This is a genomic window from Variovorax sp. AB1(2024), assembly GCF_037482385.2.
Lineage (GTDB): Bacteria > Pseudomonadota > Gammaproteobacteria > Burkholderiales > Burkholderiaceae_C > Variovorax.
In genome coordinates this window covers 4,076,604-4,090,511 of sequence record NZ_JBBHKP020000001.1, presented here as the reverse complement: position 1 = coordinate 4,090,511, position 13,908 = coordinate 4,076,604, and the positions used below count along the sequence as shown (strand labels likewise).

The following is a 13,908-nucleotide window of genomic DNA, read 5'->3' as shown; positions in this document are numbered from 1 at the left end:
TCAGGCCGGCTTCTTCTGTGCCGGGTCGTAGAAGAACTGCTCTTCGGCGATGCGCTCGCCCTCCCAGCGCTGCCATGCGATTTCTTCCATGCGCATCTTGCCGCCGCCCTTGAAGCTGAACTCGAAGATCCAGTGAATGGCGACGTGATCGCCATTCACCAGCACCGGCCGCACGCAGGTGGACACCACCGACTCGGTGCGCGCCAGCACGGCGCTTTCCTGCGCCACCAGCGTGCTGCGGCCCCGCCGCGGCTCGGCCTGGTTCTCGCGCATGGTCGCATCTTCGGTGTAGTAGTCCTCGATGGCCTTGGCATGCGCGCCGCCTTCTACAGCGGCAATGAACGATTCGAGTCGGGCGGGTGTGGGCATCTCAAGACTTTACTTTGACTTCCACGCGGCGGGCCTCCGAAGGCGGCCCGTCGGCCTGCGATTGCTCGGGCTTGGCGAGCTCGATCTTGTCTTCGGGCGCGCCGGCCGCCTTGAGCGCGTCGCTCACGGCCATGGCGCGCTGCTTGGCCAACTCGGCATTCCTGGCCGGGTCGCCGCTGGCGTCGTGGTAGCCGCTCACCAGCACGGTGCTGCCGCTCTGCACCGCCTTGATGACGTCGGCCAGGGCTTCCCTGGCGTTGGGCGCCACTTCGGCGCTGGCGGTCGCGAAGTAGAACTTGACGACGCCGTTCTCCACCTTCACCGCGGCGGTTTCCACGGCCGACACGGCGCCTGCAGCCACCACCGCGCCGGGCGTCGACGGCGCCATGGCTGCCGGGGCCGTCGCTGCGGGCGGCGTCTCGATCTTCGTCGGCACGGCGGCCGCGGCATCGCCGGCGTGGAACTTCACCACCAGCGGCACGATGAGCAGCGCCACGATGTTGATGATCTTGATCAGCGGGTTCACGGCCGGGCCGGCGGTGTCCTTGTAGGGGTCGCCCACGGTGTCGCCGGTGACGGCCGCCTTGTGCGCCTCGGAGCCCTTGCCGCCGTGGTGGCCGTCCTCGATGTACTTCTTGGCGTTGTCCCATGCGCCGCCGCCGGTGCACATCGAGATGGCGACGAACAGGCCGGTGACGATGGTGCCCATCAGCAGCCCGCCCAGCGCCTTCGGCCCGAGCAGCAGGCCGACCACGATCGGCACCACCACCGGCAGCAGCGACGGGATCATCATTTCCTTGATGGCCGCGCCGGTCAGCATGCCCACCGCCTTGCCGTACTCGGGCTTGCCGGTGCCTTCCATGATGCCGGGGATGTCGCGGAACTGGCGGCGCACTTCCTCGACCACCGCCCCGGCCGCGCGGCCGACGGCTTCCATGGCCATCGCGCCGAACAGGTACGGGATCAGCCCGCCGATGAACAGGCCGACGATCACCATCGGGTCGCTCAGGTTGAAGCTGATGGCCTGCCCGAAGCTCTCCAGCTTGTGGGTGTAGTCGGCAAACAGCACCAGCGACGCGAGCCCGGCCGAGCCGATGGCGTAGCCCTTGGTCACGGCCTTGGTGGTGTTGCCCACGGCGTCGAGCGGGTCGGTCACGGCGCGCACGCTGTCGGGCAGTTCGCTCATCTCGGCGATGCCGCCGGCGTTGTCGGTGATGGGGCCGTAGGCGTCGAGCGCGACCACGATGCCGGCCATGCTCAGCATCGACGTGGCAGCCACCGCGATGCCGAACAGGCCCGCCAGCGAGTAGGAGGCCAGGATCGCGATGCACACGAAGATCACCGGCCATGCGGTGGAGCGCATCGACACGCCCAGGCCCGCGATGATGTTGGTGCCGTGGCCGGTGGTCGAGGCCTGCGCGATGTGCTGCACGGGCTTGTACTGCGTGCCGGTGTAGTACTCGGTGATCCACACCAGCGCTGCCGTGAGCGCCAGTCCCACGAAGCAGGCGCCGAACAGCTTCAGCTGGCTGCCGCTCGGGGCGATGGCGTTGTCGGGAATCAGCCAGCTCGTGACGAACCAGAACGCGATCAGCGAGAGAACGCCGGCCACGGCCAGGCCCTTGTAGAGCGCCGGCATCACGTTGGTCATGCCCGGCGAGGCCTTGACGAAGAAGCAGCCGATGATCGACGCGATGATCGACACGCCGCCCAGCGCCAGCGGATAGAGCACCGCATTGGTCGGCGCGGCCGTGACCATCAGCGCGCCGAGCACCATGGTGGCGATCAGCGTCACCGCGTAGGTCTCGAACAGGTCGGCCGCCATGCCGGCGCAGTCGCCGACGTTGTCGCCCACGTTGTCGGCGATGACGGCCGGGTTGCGCGGGTCGTCCTCGGGAATGCCGGCCTCGACCTTGCCCACCAGGTCGGCGCCGACGTCGGCGCCCTTGGTGAAGATGCCGCCGCCCAGCCGCGCGAATATCGAGATCAGCGACGAGCCGAAGGCGAAGCCGATCAGCGGGTTGAGGATGGCCGAGAGGCTCTGGCCCGCAGCCGGCGTGCCGCTCGCCAGGAACCAGTAGAAGCCCGACACGCCCAGCAGGCCCAGCCCCACCACCAGCATGCCGGTGATGGCGCCGCCGCGGAACGCCACGTCGAGCGCCGGGCCGATGCCGTGCGTGGCCGCCTGCGCGGTTCGCACGTTGGCGCGCACCGACACGTTCATGCCGATGAAGCCGCAAGCGCCCGAAAGCACCGCGCCCACGATGAAGCCGACCGCGGTGGTCAGGTCGAGGAAGAGGGCGATCAACACGGCGAGCACCACGCCGACCACCGCGATGGTCGTGTACTGCTTGGCCAGGTAGGCGGAGGCGCCGGTCTGGATGGCCGCCGCGATTTCCTGCATGCGCGCGTTGCCGGGGTCCTTGGCGAGAATCCAACTTCGGGCCCAGAAGCCATATGCCACGGCCACGAGGCCGCAGACGACTGCCAGTATCAGGGGGGTGTTGCCGATCATGCCTTGCTTCTCCATTCGTTCGTTGCGACTAGTGGAGACGGGCAGCATGGGCCCTTGCGTGCAACGCGTACGGGGCCATGCTATCCGTCGCGTTGCTTCCTCGAAGCTCGCTGCACCGGGGTGCGGAGCCGATTGGCCAACGGTTGCAATTTACAGGCAAAAACAGATGCGCGTGCGACCGGCCGGTGACACGGAAAGTAAACTCCGGGTTTGTCCCCATCCGTCTCATACTTTTCAACTACTCGAAAAACGTCATGTCCTTCGACAAAGTTTCCCCCGGCAAAAACGTCCCCGATGCCTTCAACGTCGTGATCGAAATCCCGATGAACGCCGACCCGATCAAGTACGAAGTCGACAAGGAATCGGGCGCGATCTTCGTCGACCGCTTCATGACGACGGCCATGTACTACCCCGCCAACTACGGCTACGTGCCGCAGACCCTGTCGGGCGACGGCGACCCGGTCGACGTGCTGGTGATCGCGCCGTACCCGCTGCTGCCGGGCGTGGTCGTGCCGTGCCGCCCGCTGGGCATCCTGATGATGGAAGACGAAGCCGGCGTCGACGGCAAGGTGCTGGCCGTGCCCACCGACAAGGTGCTGCCGATCTACAGCCACTGGAAGTCGGTCGACGACGTGAACCCGATGCGCCTGAAGGCCATCAGCCACTTCTTCGAGCACTACAAGGACCTGGAAGCCGGCAAGTGGGTCAAGGTGCTGGGCTGGGAAGGCATCGACTCCGCCAAGAAGGAAATCCTGGACGGCATCGCCAACTACAAGAAGTAAGTTCTGCTGCCGCAAGGCAGCTCTTCGGGGGCGCAATGCCCCCGGCTCGGCGGCTTCAGGCCCGGACCGCGTCCGAGGCCAGCCGCATCCACTCGCGATTGACCGACCGCGCGTGCGAGTTCCAGTGGCGTGCCGCCTGCTGGAGCTCTTCCCAGTGGCGTTGCGCGCCGCCGGCATCACCTTGCTGTGACAGCCACGCGATATAGCGGGCACGGGTCTCGACCGTGTTGTATTGGCTCAGGGCGCTTTCGAAGGCTTCGCGTGCCTCTTGCTGACGCCCGTTGGCGGCCAGTGCGCGGGCGTTGAGCAGGGCGACTTCGTCGCGCCGGTAATCGTCGCGCGTGGCGCGCAGGGCCTGGATCGCCTGCAGGGCTTCCTGCCCGGAGGCCGGACCGCCAGCGGCGAGCAACGCGCTGGCAAGGCCGAACTGAAGCTCGGGGTCGGATGCCAGAGGGCCTTTGAGCGCATCGCGGTAGTGGCCCACGGCTTCGGCGGGCTGGCCCCGGTCCAGCGAAGCCTTGGCCAGGCGCAGCTTGTTCTGGGCGGTGGGCGCGAGGTCGTAGGCATCGGCAGCGGCGCGGTATTCGCGTTCGGGATCGATGAACCCGATGGCCGCGCTGGCCACCTTGCCGGCGGTGCGCTGCATGCGCGAGGCCGGCAGGTACTCGACCACGAAGTAGACGAGGCTGCCGAGCAGCGGAAAGCTGAACAGGATGATCAGCCAGTACATCTGCTTGCCGTGGCGCATGGCATGCACGGCAAAGAACAGCGCGACAAGAACGTGCAGCCCCAGTCCGACGAATGGCATGGTGCGTTTCCCTTGGTGTTGTTGTGGATTCGGGCGTTTTTATAGCAGGCCGACATGGCACGAAAAGCAGACCGCGGTCAGGCAGCCTTGAAGGGACTGCGCTCGCCCAGGTGGTCCATGTAGTTCTCGATGCCCGCGCCCTCGCGTTCGAGGAAACGCTCGACCGCGTCGGCAAACGACGGATGCGCCAGCCAGTGGGCGCTGGTCGTCTTGACCGGCATCAGCGCGCGGGCCATCTTGTGCTCGCCCTGTGCGCCGCCCTCGAAGCGTTTGGCGCCGTGCTCGATGCACCAGGCCAGCGGCTGGTAGTAGCAGGCCTCGAAGTGCAGGCAGTCGACGCGCTCCAGCGCCCCCCAGTAGCGGCCATAGGCGACCAGCGGCTCGTCGGGCTGGGTCGAGAGGGCGATCAGGCTCGACGCCATGGGCTTGCCGTTGCGCTCGGCGATGAACAGCAGCCACGCTTCGGGCATCGTGCCGGCCATGCGGCGGAAGAAATCGCGCGTGAGGTAGGGCGGGTTGCCGTGCTCGCGGTAGGTGCGCTCGTAGCAGCGGTAGAAAAAGTCCCAGTCGGCCTTCGAGATGTCTGCGCCGCGCGACCAGCGAAAGCTCACGCCCGCGTCGGCCACCTTGCGGCGCTCCTGGCGGATCTTCTTGCGCTTGTCGTGGGAGAGGCTGGAAAGGAAGCTGTCGAAGTCAGCGTACTGCGCGTTGGTCCAGTGGAACTGCACCGTGTTGCGCAGCATCAAGCCGCTCTCGGTGCATGCGGCGATGTCTTCGTCGGCGCCGAACAGCAGGTGCAGCGAGGACAGCTCTTCCTGCTTGCACAGGGCCACCAGGCCCTGCACCAGCAAGGTGCGGCTTTGCGCGTCCCGGGCCAGCAAGCGGGTGCCGGGTACGGGCGTGAAGGGCACCGCGACCACGGCCTTGGGGTAGTACGCCAGCCCGTGCTGCTCGTAGGCGTTGGCCCAGGCCCAGTCGAACACGTATTCGCCGTACGAATGGTCCTTGATGTAGAGCGGGCACGCTGCATGCAACTGCTCGCCGTGCCACAGCGTGACGAACTGCGGCATCCAGCCGCTCGCGGGCGTGGCGCTGCCGCTTTCATGCAGCGCCGAGAGGTATTCGTGGCGCATGAAAGGCGAAGGCTCGGCCTGGGTGGCGAGCAATGCGTTCCATGCCTGCGGGCTCACGTCCGACGGCGACGACAGAACCCGAATGACATAATCGTTCAAGCCTTTTTCTTCCTTCTGCAATGACGCTCAAGCTCGCCATCGCGCAACTCAATTTTGTGGTGGGCGACCTCGCCGGCAACGCGAAGAAGATCGTCGATGCCGCGCGCGAGGCCTATTCGCAAGGCGCGCGCCTGCTGCTGACGCCGGAACTTTCCATTGCCGGTTATGCGGCAGAAGACCTGTTCCTGCGGCCCGCCTTCACTCTAGCTTGCGATGATGCCGTGAAAGGCATTGCCGCCGCTCTGGCCGACCTCAAAGACATGGTCGTGGTGGTGGGGCATCCGACCGGCGGCAGCCTGCGCAGCCGCTCGGTGGCGGTACAGCTTCGGCACAACGCGGCCAGCGTCATCAAGGAAGGCCGCGTCCTCGAGACATACGCCAAGCGCGAGCTGCCCAATTACCAGGTGTTCGACGAGCGCCGCTACTTCACGCCGGGGCAAGATACCTGCGTGTTCGAGGCGGGCGGCGTCTCGGTCGGCCTGCTGATCTGCGAGGACGCCTGGTTCGACCAGCCGGCCGAACTCGCTCGCGAAAGCGGCGCCGAGGTGCTCGCCGTGATCAACGCCTCGCCGTACCACGTGGGCAAGGAAGGCGAGCGCGTGGCACGCATGGCCGACCGGGCGCGTGCCGTGGGGCTGCCGCTGGTGTATGCGCACCTGGTGGGCGGGCAGGACGAAGTGGTGTTCGACGGCGCCTCTTTCGCTCTGCAGGCCGACGGTACCGCAGCTATGCAGGCCGAGAGCTTTCGCGAAAAGCTGGTGTTTGCCCAGCTCGAACGTACGCCGCAGGGTGGCGTGGGCTTCGTTGCCGAGGCGGGAGCCATTGCCGCGCCGCGCGACGCCGAGGCGCAACTCTGGGACGCGCTGGTGCTTGGCGTGCGCGACTACGTCGGCAAGAACGGTTTTCCGGGTGCCATCCTGGGGCTTTCGGGCGGCATCGACTCCGCCCTGGTGCTCGCCATCGCGGTCGACGCATTGGGCAAGGACAAGGTGCGCGCGGTCATGATGCCTTCGCCTTACACCGCCGACATCAGCTGGATCGACGCGCGCGACATGGCGGGCCGGCTGGGCGTGCGCTACGACGAAATCTCGATCAGGCACACCTTCGAGTCCTTCAAGGACGCGCTGGCCGAAGAGTTCAGGGGCATGCCCGAGAACACGGCCGAAGAGAACATCCAGGCCCGCATCCGCGGCACGCTGCTGATGGGGCTGTCGAACAAGTTCGGCTCCATCGTGCTGACCACCGGGAACAAGAGCGAAATGGCCACCGGCTATTGCACGCTCTATGGCGACATGGCGGGCGGTTTCGCGGTCATCAAGGACCTGCTGAAGACCACGGTGTTCGCGCTGGCGCGATGGCGCAATGCCCACGACCCCTACGGCACCGGCGCCGAGCCCATTCCCGAGCGGATCATCACGCGCCCCCCCAGCGCCGAACTGCGGCCCGACCAGACCGATCAGGACAGCCTCCCGCCCTACGACATCCTCGACGGCATCCTGGCACGCTACATGCAGGACGACGAAGGCATCGACGAGATCATCGCTGCCGGCTACGAGCGCGCGGTGGTCGAGCGGGTTGCGCGGCTCATCAGGATCAACGAATACAAGCGGCGCCAGGCGCCCGTAGGCATTCGGGTCACCCATCGAAGCTTCGGCAAGGATTGGCGTTACCCTATCACCAGCAAATTCAACGAAACCGCCGGAGCAAGAAAACCATGAAGCAGATCACCGCCATCGTCAAACCCTTCAAGCTCGAGGACGTGCGCGAGGCCTTGGCCGAAGTGGGCGTTACCGGCCTGACAGTCACCGAGGTCAAGGGCTTCGGCCGACAGAAGGGGCACACCGAGCTGTACCGCGGCGCCGAGTACGTGGTCGACTTCCTGCCCAAGATGAAGGTCGAAGTGGTCGTCAACGAGGCCGACGTGGAGCGCTGCATCGAGGCCATCGTCAATTCCGCGCGCACCGGGAAGATCGGCGACGGCAAGATCTTCGTGACCGAGGTCGAACGCATCGTGCGCATCCGTACGGGCGAAGAGAACGAAAACGCGGTCTGAAGCAAAAAAAGCCTCCGGTAACGGAGGCTTTTTCAGGGTGGGCGGGCGTCAGAGGTTTTCCGACAGCCTGTCTTCCCGCGGATGGAGCGGCACTTCGGCGCGCAATGCGGCCAGAAGCTCGGTCACCTCGGTGCCGGTGCGGATCAGTTCCATCTGCCACTCGCCCATGAAGCCTTCGCGCACGCTGTGGGCCAGGAAGCCCAGCAGGCCGTCGTAGTAGCCGGCTGTGTTGAGGATGCCGGTCGGCTTGTCGTGATAGCCGAGTTGGCGCCAGGTCCAGATCTCGAAGAGTTCCTCGAAGGTGCCGATGCCGCCCGGTAGGGCGACGAAGGCGTCAGCGCGTTCGCCCATCATGGCCTTGCGTTCGTGCATGGTGTCGACCACATGGAGTTCGTCGCACAGCGAATTGGCCAGTTCCTTGTCGACCAGCGCCTTGGGAATGACGCCGACCACGCGGCCGCCGGCGAGGCGGGTGGCCTCGGCCACCGTGCCCATCAGGCCCGTGCGGCCACCGCCGTAGACCAATTGGCCGCCGTGCTTGCCGATCCACTGGCCGACCGCTTGCGCGGCCTGGGAAAACTCGGGGCGCTCGCCGGGGCGCGAGCCGCAATACACACAGATCGAAAATTCAGGATTCATCCTGCCATCATGCCGCAGCCGGCATGCCTTCTCATGACAGGAAGCGTTGCCACAGCGCGGCGGCCCAGATGCCGCCGCAGAGCACGAGCGACAGCAGCACGGCCGCGCTGCCCATGTCCTTGGCGCGCTTGGACAGGTCGTGCCATTCGGGGCCGATGCGGTCGATGGCGGCCTCGACCGCGGTGTTGAGCAGTTCCACGATCATCACCAGGAGCGCGCTGCCCGCGAGCAGGGCCACTTCGACCCAGCTGCGGCCGAGCCAGAAAGCCGCCGGGATCATCACGATCGACAGGATGGCTTCCTGGCGGAAGGCTGGCTCGCTCCAGCCGGCGCGCAGGCCGTGCAGCGAGATGAGCGTGGCGTGCCAGACGCGCTCGAAGCCCTTGCGGGCCTTTTGCGGATTGACGGCGGGATCGGGAAGATTGGGCAAGGCACTCATCGGCGGCTCATCGGCTTGGAGGTGATGAGCCGCGTACCGGCCCAGGCGTCGTGCCAGAACTGGCGGTCGGGGTGAAAACGTGCAAGCAGGGCCCAGATGGCGACCCAGCCGAAGATCAGGAGGGTCGATTCGCCGCCCGAGAGCTTGAAAGGGGCAAGCGCGGCCAGCGGTGGCAGGAACCAGATCCAGCTCAGCAGGTAACGTGCAAGCGCCCGGCGCTGGCTGATGGGCCGGCCTTGCAAGTCGACGATGCGGATGTTCCAGGTTTTCATGGCGAGGGTCTGGCCCTTGGTCCAGAACCAGACGAAGTACACGCCAAAAACGACGAAGAGGAAAGCCTGGAACAGATGGCGCCGCGAATCCATGGCGTCGCGCATCTGTCCCAGCGTGCTGAAGAGCCAGCCGGAGACGAACACGACCGCGAAAAGCAGCATGCCTTCATAGAGCCAGCAGGCCATCCGGCGCCACAGGCCGGGCACTGTAGAGACGGGAGCGCTGCTTGCTGGTGGGACGGGCGAGGCCGGGTGATCGGATCCCGAGACTTCGGGAGTACTGGAAACCATCGAGGCCCTTGTGGTCAGGGAGAAGTGGCAGCCGGTTCGGCCGTGGCCGACGAAGGGGGCGGCACCTGTGCTTCCGCAGGAACTGGCGGCGCCGAGACGCCGGATGGCTGCGGCGCTGCAGGGGTCACCACGACAGCCGGAGCTGTCGAAGGCGAGCGTTCCGGCGGGGTGGCGACCATGAGTGTGGCGGGCGGCGCCGGCGGGGCGGGCGGCGGCGTCAGCAGGATCCTCGGCGTGTGCTGCACACCGGGCGTGACCGCGGGCACTGGCACGAGCTTCTGCGAGGAAACAGGGCGCACCGGTATGGCGGCACCGCGCGGCTTGGGAGGAGCGCGCTCGGCCAGCTTTCGCTTTTCTTCCTCGCTCAGGGCCTGGTACTGCTCCCATTTGGCCTTGCGCTCGTCAGCCGGAATGCGCTTGACCTCCGCAAAGTTCAGGCGTGCCTGGGTGCGCTGCTGGTTGCTCAGTGCGGCCCACTCGATCATGCGGCTGTGAAGCGTCTTCCTGTCCTCTGCCGACATTTCCGAGTAATTGCGCGACAGCGCCAGCCATTTGCGCTTTTGTCCGATGTTCAGGGTGTTCCAGTGGGGGCCGAGCGGCGCGAGGGCCTGCTGCTGCCCCGAGGTGAGTTCGCTCCAGAGCGGCTTGGTCGTCGACACGGCCTTGGGGCTGCTGACGCCTGCGGTGGCCGCAGCGGTCTCTGCACGGGGCTGTGCGCCGGCAGTCGTCAGCCCAAGGGCGGCAACCACAAGCGCACTCGCCCAAACGACTGCGCCCGCCTGAAGCGGGCGCAGCGGGCGGGAGGAGTTCGCGCTGGGAGAGGGGCGGCGTCGCATTCGGTCAGTGAAAAGTTCAGTCGGAGGCGCTGTCGGCCTTCAGGAATTGAGCAAAACCGGGGTCGGTATAAGCAGCAGGCGGCAGGTCGCCGGTGAGCAGTGCCGAATCGACTTCGGCGAGTTCGCTGGCGCGGTCGTCGTCCTGCATCACGCTGATGGTGATAAGGCCGGCCACGAGCGCAATGAGCGGCACCACCGAGCCGATGCGGGTCCACCAGCTGCCACCCAGTACTGCCGTGTGCCCCGACTGCACCACCACGGGGGCCGCCCGCAGTTGCGGGGGCAGCTTGCGCGCGGCCACGGCCTGTGCACGCGCCACGCGGAGCCGTTCGCCGATGTCGTGCGACAACTCCTTGTTGCCGGCCGAGAGGCGGGCAGCGAGGCGCCGTCCGAACTCGTCTTCGGCGGTGAATGAGGAGTGTGAAACCTTAGTATTCATAGCGATATTCCCTTGGCCTTGAGCGCTTTGCTCAGAGCGTGAACGGCTCGCGAGCAGTGGGTTTTGACGCTGCCTTCGGAACAGCCCATCGCTGCAGCCGTCTCCGCGACGTCCATTTCCTCCCAGTAACGCATCAGGAAAGCCTCGCGTTGACGGCCCGGCAATGCTGCGATCTGTTCCTCGATCTCGTGGAAGACCTGGGCGCGGCGGGTGGTGTCTTCGGCGCTCTCCGATTCCCTAGAGTCGGTCGGCGAGACGAAGTTCTCCAGCAGGTCGAAATCGCCGTCGTCGTCGACCGAGTCGAAGTCGCTGAGGTTCGAGAACAGGGCGCGGCGGGTCTTCTGGCGCCGGAACCAATCGAGGGTGCAGTTCGACAGGATGCGCTGGAACAGCATCGGCAGTTCGTCGGCCGGCTTGTCGCCATAGTGCTGCGCCAGCTTCATCATGCTGTCCTGCACGATATCGAGCGCCGCTTCTTCATCCCGCACGTGGTAGACCGAGCGCTTGAAAGCGCGTCGTTCGACGCTTTTCAGGAAGTCGGAGAGTTCTAGTTCAGTGGCCAAGCGAGAGGGGGCGCAGGTCGCGCCGCGTGGGAAGAGGGGTCTAGCGATCGCGTATGTTTACCGCCGCGGATTATGCCTTTGTCGCTTTACGCAAGAGCTGAAGCGAATCTGAACGCCCGGAAATGTCATAATCCGCGCTGCAAGTCAAAAGGCAAACGGGTCACGGTCCGGCGGAACATCAGTCCGCTCATGGCTTTGGCCTCAAGTCCTGGCGCGGCCTCACAAGGGTTGGCAAGGGGCACCCAAGGTATTTCGTTCCCGAAATAAACAAAGGTTGATCATGGAAATCTCCAAGGCGGAAATCCTCTCCGCTGCCGCTGCGTCGTCGAACGCCGGCAACGCCACGCAAGAACTCATGGGCGCTGAAGTGCTGGTCAAGGCACTGCAGGCCGAAGGCGTGCAATACGTCTGGGGTTACCCCGGCGGCGCCGTTCTCTACATCTACGACGCGTTCTACAAGCAGGACACCATCCAGCACGTGCTGGTGCGTCACGAGCAGGCAGCCGTGCACGCGGCGGACGGCTATGCGCGCGCGACCGGCGAAGTCGGCGTGGCGCTGGTCACTTCCGGCCCGGGCCTGACCAACGCGGTGACCGGTATCGCCACGGCGTACATGGACTCGATCCCGATGGTGATCATTTCGGGCCAGGTGCCGACTGCCGCCATCGGCCTCGACGCCTTCCAGGAATGCGACACGGTCGGCATCACCCGCCCCATCGTCAAGCACAACTTCCTCGTCAAGGATCCCAAGGATCTGGCCATGACGATGAAGAAGGCCTTCCACATCGCGCGCAGCGGCCGTCCGGGCCCGGTGGTGGTGGACGTGCCGAAGGACGTTTCCTTCAAGAAGGTTCCCTACGCAGGCTATCCCGACAAGGTCGAGATGCGTTCGTACAACCCGGTGCGCAAGGGCCACGGCGGACAGATCCGCAAGGCGCTGCAACTGCTGCTGGCCGCCAAGCGCCCGTACATCTACACGGGCGGCGGCGTGCTGCTGGGCAACGCCACCAACGAGCTGCGCACCCTGGTCGACATGCTCGGCTACCCGGTCACCAACACGCTGATGGGCCTGGGCGCCTATCCGGCCAGCGACCGCAAGTTCCTCGGCATGCTGGGCATGCACGGCACCATCGAAGCCAACAACGCGATGCAGAACTGCGACGTGCTGCTGGCGGTGGGTGCGCGTTTCGACGACCGCGTCATCGGCAATCCCAAGCACTTCGCGCAGAACGAACGGAAGATCATCCACGTCGACATCGACCCTTCGAGCATCTCCAAGCGCGTGAAGGTCGATATCCCGATCGTCGGCGACGTGAAGGATGTGCTCACCGAACTGATCTCGATGATCCGCGAGAGCACCGCCAAGCCCGACGCCGGTGCGCTGGCCGACTGGTGGAAGACCATCGAGGCCTGGCGTTCGCGCGACTGCCTCAAGTACGACCGCGGCAACAAGGACGTGATCAAGCCGCAGTACGTGGTCGAGACCCTCTGGAACATGACCAAGGACGCCGACGCGTACATCACGTCGGACGTGGGCCAGCACCAGATGTGGGCCGCCCAGTACTACCGCTTCGACGAGCCGCGCCGCTGGATCAACTCCGGCGGCCTGGGCACCATGGGCGTGGGCATTCCCTATGCCATGGGCATCAAGCTCGCCAAGCCCGATTCGGAAGTGTTCACCATCACCGGCGAAGGCTCGGTGCAGATGTGCATCCAGGAACTCTCCACCTGCCTGCAATACAACACGCCGATCAAGATCTGCTCGCTCAACAACCGCTACCTGGGCATGGTGCGCCAATGGCAGGAGATCGAATACTCCGGCCGCTACAGCCACAGCTACATGGATGCACTGCCCAACTTCGTGAAGCTCGCCGAGGCCTACGGCCACGTCGGCATGCTGATCGAGCGTCCACAAGACGTGGAGCCCGCGCTGCGCGAAGCACGCAAGCTCAAGGACCGCACGGTGTTCATGGACTTCCGCACCGACCCCACCGAAAACGTGTTCCCGATGGTGAAGGCCGGAATGGGCATCACCGAAATGCTGCTGGGTTCCGAAGATCTCTGATCCGCGGAACATTCGCTCAACTCCTTACTGACGAATCTATTGCCCGCCGAGCCCGCGCATTACCGTGCACGGGGGAGGGCGGCGAAAAGAGGAGTCACGCAAACATGAAACACATCATTGCAGTGCTGCTGGAAAACGAGCCGGGTGCTCTTTCCCGCGTGGTGGGCCTGTTCTCGGCCCGTGGCTACAACATCGAATCGCTGACAGTCGCGCCGACCGAGGACTCGAGCCTCTCGCGCATGACCATCGTCACGACCGGCTCCGACGACGTGATCGAGCAGATCACCAAGCATCTGAACCGCCTGATCGAAGTGGTGAAGGTCGTCGACCTGACCGAGGGCGCCTACACCGAGCGCGAGCTCATGATGGTGAAGGTGCGCGCGGTCGGCAAGGAGCGCGAGGAAATGATGCGCATGGCGGAAATCTTCCGCGGCCGCATCATCGACGTGACCGACAAGAGCTACACCATCGAACTCACCGGCGACCACGGCAAGAACGACGCTTTCCTCGAAGCGATCGAGCGTAGCGCTATCCTCGAAACTGTCCGCACCGGTGCCAGCGGCATCGGGCGCGGTGAGCGCATCCTGCGCGTGTAGGGGGTGCAG

At 65.6% G+C, this 13,908-nt stretch carries 15 protein-coding genes; 5 read left to right on the top strand and 10 right to left on the bottom strand.

Annotated features, from left to right (window positions below; all coding sequences use genetic code 11):
• Both WIX39_RS19130 and WIX39_RS19125 read right to left on the bottom strand, forming a co-directional pair.
• Positions 1-369 (bottom strand): nuclear transport factor 2 family protein, encoded by a 369-nt coding sequence (locus tag WIX39_RS19130; protein ID WP_081266298.1) that lies wholly within the window; start codon positions 367-369, stop codon positions 1-3.
• 1 nt (position 370) lies between these two features.
• Entirely contained in the window at positions 371-2,884 is a 2,514-nt protein-coding gene (locus WIX39_RS19125) for a sodium-translocating pyrophosphatase (protein WP_409195633.1), read from the bottom strand.
• Positions 2,885-3,138: 254 nt separating this feature from the next.
• Between WIX39_RS19125 and ppa the strand changes: the two genes are divergently transcribed.
• Complete coding sequence (gene ppa / locus WIX39_RS19120; RefSeq protein ID WP_081266300.1) at positions 3,139-3,666, top strand: inorganic diphosphatase; 528 nt, start codon at positions 3,139-3,141, stop codon at positions 3,664-3,666.
• A 55-nt stretch (positions 3,667-3,721) separates the two neighbouring features.
• On the opposite strand, the gene WIX39_RS19115 is transcribed toward ppa, so the two are convergent.
• Both WIX39_RS19115 and WIX39_RS19110 read right to left on the bottom strand, forming a co-directional pair.
• Positions 3,722-4,474 (bottom strand): hypothetical protein, encoded by a 753-nt coding sequence (locus WIX39_RS19115; RefSeq protein ID WP_205367087.1) that lies wholly within the window; start codon positions 4,472-4,474, stop codon positions 3,722-3,724.
• Between the two features lie 77 nt (positions 4,475-4,551).
• Positions 4,552-5,706 (bottom strand): GNAT family N-acetyltransferase, encoded by a 1,155-nt coding sequence (locus tag WIX39_RS19110; RefSeq protein WP_409195632.1) that lies wholly within the window; start codon positions 5,704-5,706, stop codon positions 4,552-4,554.
• A gap of 20 nt (positions 5,707-5,726) precedes the next feature.
• Between WIX39_RS19110 and WIX39_RS19105 the strand changes: the two genes are divergently transcribed.
• Both WIX39_RS19105 and WIX39_RS19100 read left to right on the top strand, forming a co-directional pair.
• Positions 5,727-7,424, top strand: coding sequence for an NAD+ synthase (locus WIX39_RS19105; RefSeq protein WP_409195631.1), 1,698 nt, complete (start codon positions 5,727-5,729; stop codon positions 7,422-7,424).
• The gene (locus WIX39_RS19100) at positions 7,421-7,759 is read left to right on the top strand and encodes a P-II family nitrogen regulator (RefSeq protein WP_106934316.1); all 339 of its coding nucleotides are present in this window, start codon (positions 7,421-7,423) and stop codon (positions 7,757-7,759) included. The genes WIX39_RS19105 and WIX39_RS19100 overlap by 4 nt, the downstream gene beginning before the upstream one ends.
• 48 nt (positions 7,760-7,807) lie before the next feature.
• Here the strand turns inward: WIX39_RS19100 and WIX39_RS19095 are convergent, their stop codons facing one another.
• The 6 genes from WIX39_RS19095 to WIX39_RS19070 all read right to left on the bottom strand — a co-directional run bounded on the left by WIX39_RS19095 (position 7,808) and on the right by WIX39_RS19070 (position 11,238).
• A complete protein-coding gene (locus WIX39_RS19095) occupies positions 7,808-8,398 on the bottom strand; it encodes a TIGR00730 family Rossman fold protein (RefSeq protein ID WP_106934317.1) in 591 nt (196 codons plus the stop codon).
• A 31-nt stretch (positions 8,399-8,429) separates the two neighbouring features.
• Positions 8,430-8,837, bottom strand: a complete 408-nt coding sequence (locus tag WIX39_RS19090) for a diacylglycerol kinase (protein ID WP_081266304.1) — start codon at positions 8,835-8,837, stop codon at positions 8,430-8,432.
• Positions 8,834-9,400 carry an RDD family protein gene (locus WIX39_RS19085; protein WP_081266305.1) on the bottom strand — a complete coding sequence of 189 codons (567 nt, stop codon included), beginning with the start codon at positions 9,398-9,400 and terminating at the stop codon, positions 8,834-8,836. The genes WIX39_RS19090 and WIX39_RS19085 overlap by 4 nt, the downstream gene beginning before the upstream one ends.
• Before the next feature lie 14 nt (positions 9,401-9,414).
• Entirely contained in the window at positions 9,415-10,059 is a 645-nt protein-coding gene (locus tag WIX39_RS19080; protein ID WP_234382533.1) for a DUF3106 domain-containing protein, read from the bottom strand.
• 193 nt (positions 10,060-10,252) lie between these two features.
• The gene (locus WIX39_RS19075) at positions 10,253-10,675 is read right to left on the bottom strand and encodes a DUF3619 family protein (protein WP_409195630.1); all 423 of its coding nucleotides are present in this window, start codon (positions 10,673-10,675) and stop codon (positions 10,253-10,255) included.
• Complete coding sequence (locus WIX39_RS19070) at positions 10,672-11,238, bottom strand: RNA polymerase sigma factor (protein WP_081266308.1); 567 nt, start codon at positions 11,236-11,238, stop codon at positions 10,672-10,674. The genes WIX39_RS19075 and WIX39_RS19070 overlap by 4 nt, the downstream gene beginning before the upstream one ends.
• Positions 11,239-11,518: 280 nt before the next feature.
• Between WIX39_RS19070 and WIX39_RS19065 the strand changes: the two genes are divergently transcribed.
• Both WIX39_RS19065 and ilvN read left to right on the top strand, forming a co-directional pair.
• Positions 11,519-13,303: an acetolactate synthase 3 catalytic subunit gene (locus WIX39_RS19065; RefSeq protein WP_285410789.1), complete on the top strand. Its 1,785-nt coding sequence runs from the start codon at positions 11,519-11,521 to the stop codon at positions 13,301-13,303.
• Between the two features lie 104 nt (positions 13,304-13,407).
• A complete protein-coding gene (ilvN, locus tag WIX39_RS19060; RefSeq protein WP_081266310.1) occupies positions 13,408-13,899 on the top strand; it encodes an acetolactate synthase small subunit in 492 nt (163 codons plus the stop codon).
• Positions 13,900-13,908 lie beyond the last annotated feature (9 nt).

What these genes read in the sequence shown, in the direction of transcription:
- WIX39_RS19130 (WP_081266298.1), bottom strand. Translation starts at nt 369, where the DNA reads ATGCCCACACCCGCCCGACTCGAATCGTTCATTGCCGCTGTAGAAGGC.
- WIX39_RS19125 (WP_409195633.1), bottom strand. Translation starts at nt 2,884, where the DNA reads ATGATCGGCAACACCCCCCTGATACTGGCAGTCGTCTGCGGCCTCGTG.
- ppa (WP_081266300.1), top strand. Translation starts at nt 3,139, where the DNA reads ATGTCCTTCGACAAAGTTTCCCCCGGCAAAAACGTCCCCGATGCCTTC.
- WIX39_RS19115 (WP_205367087.1), bottom strand. Translation starts at nt 4,474, where the DNA reads ATGCCATTCGTCGGACTGGGGCTGCACGTTCTTGTCGCGCTGTTCTTT.
- WIX39_RS19105 (WP_409195631.1), top strand. Translation starts at nt 5,727, where the DNA reads ATGACGCTCAAGCTCGCCATCGCGCAACTCAATTTTGTGGTGGGCGAC.
- WIX39_RS19100 (WP_106934316.1), top strand. Translation starts at nt 7,421, where the DNA reads ATGAAGCAGATCACCGCCATCGTCAAACCCTTCAAGCTCGAGGACGTG.
- WIX39_RS19095 (WP_106934317.1), bottom strand. Translation starts at nt 8,398, where the DNA reads ATGAATCCTGAATTTTCGATCTGTGTGTATTGCGGCTCGCGCCCCGGC.
- WIX39_RS19090 (WP_081266304.1), bottom strand. Translation starts at nt 8,837, where the DNA reads ATGAGTGCCTTGCCCAATCTTCCCGATCCCGCCGTCAATCCGCAAAAG.
- WIX39_RS19085 (WP_081266305.1), bottom strand. Translation starts at nt 9,400, where the DNA reads ATGGTTTCCAGTACTCCCGAAGTCTCGGGATCCGATCACCCGGCCTCG.
- WIX39_RS19075 (WP_409195630.1), bottom strand. Translation starts at nt 10,675, where the DNA reads ATGAATACTAAGGTTTCACACTCCTCATTCACCGCCGAAGACGAGTTC.
- WIX39_RS19065 (WP_285410789.1), top strand. Translation starts at nt 11,519, where the DNA reads ATGGAAATCTCCAAGGCGGAAATCCTCTCCGCTGCCGCTGCGTCGTCG.
- ilvN (WP_081266310.1), top strand. Translation starts at nt 13,408, where the DNA reads ATGAAACACATCATTGCAGTGCTGCTGGAAAACGAGCCGGGTGCTCTT.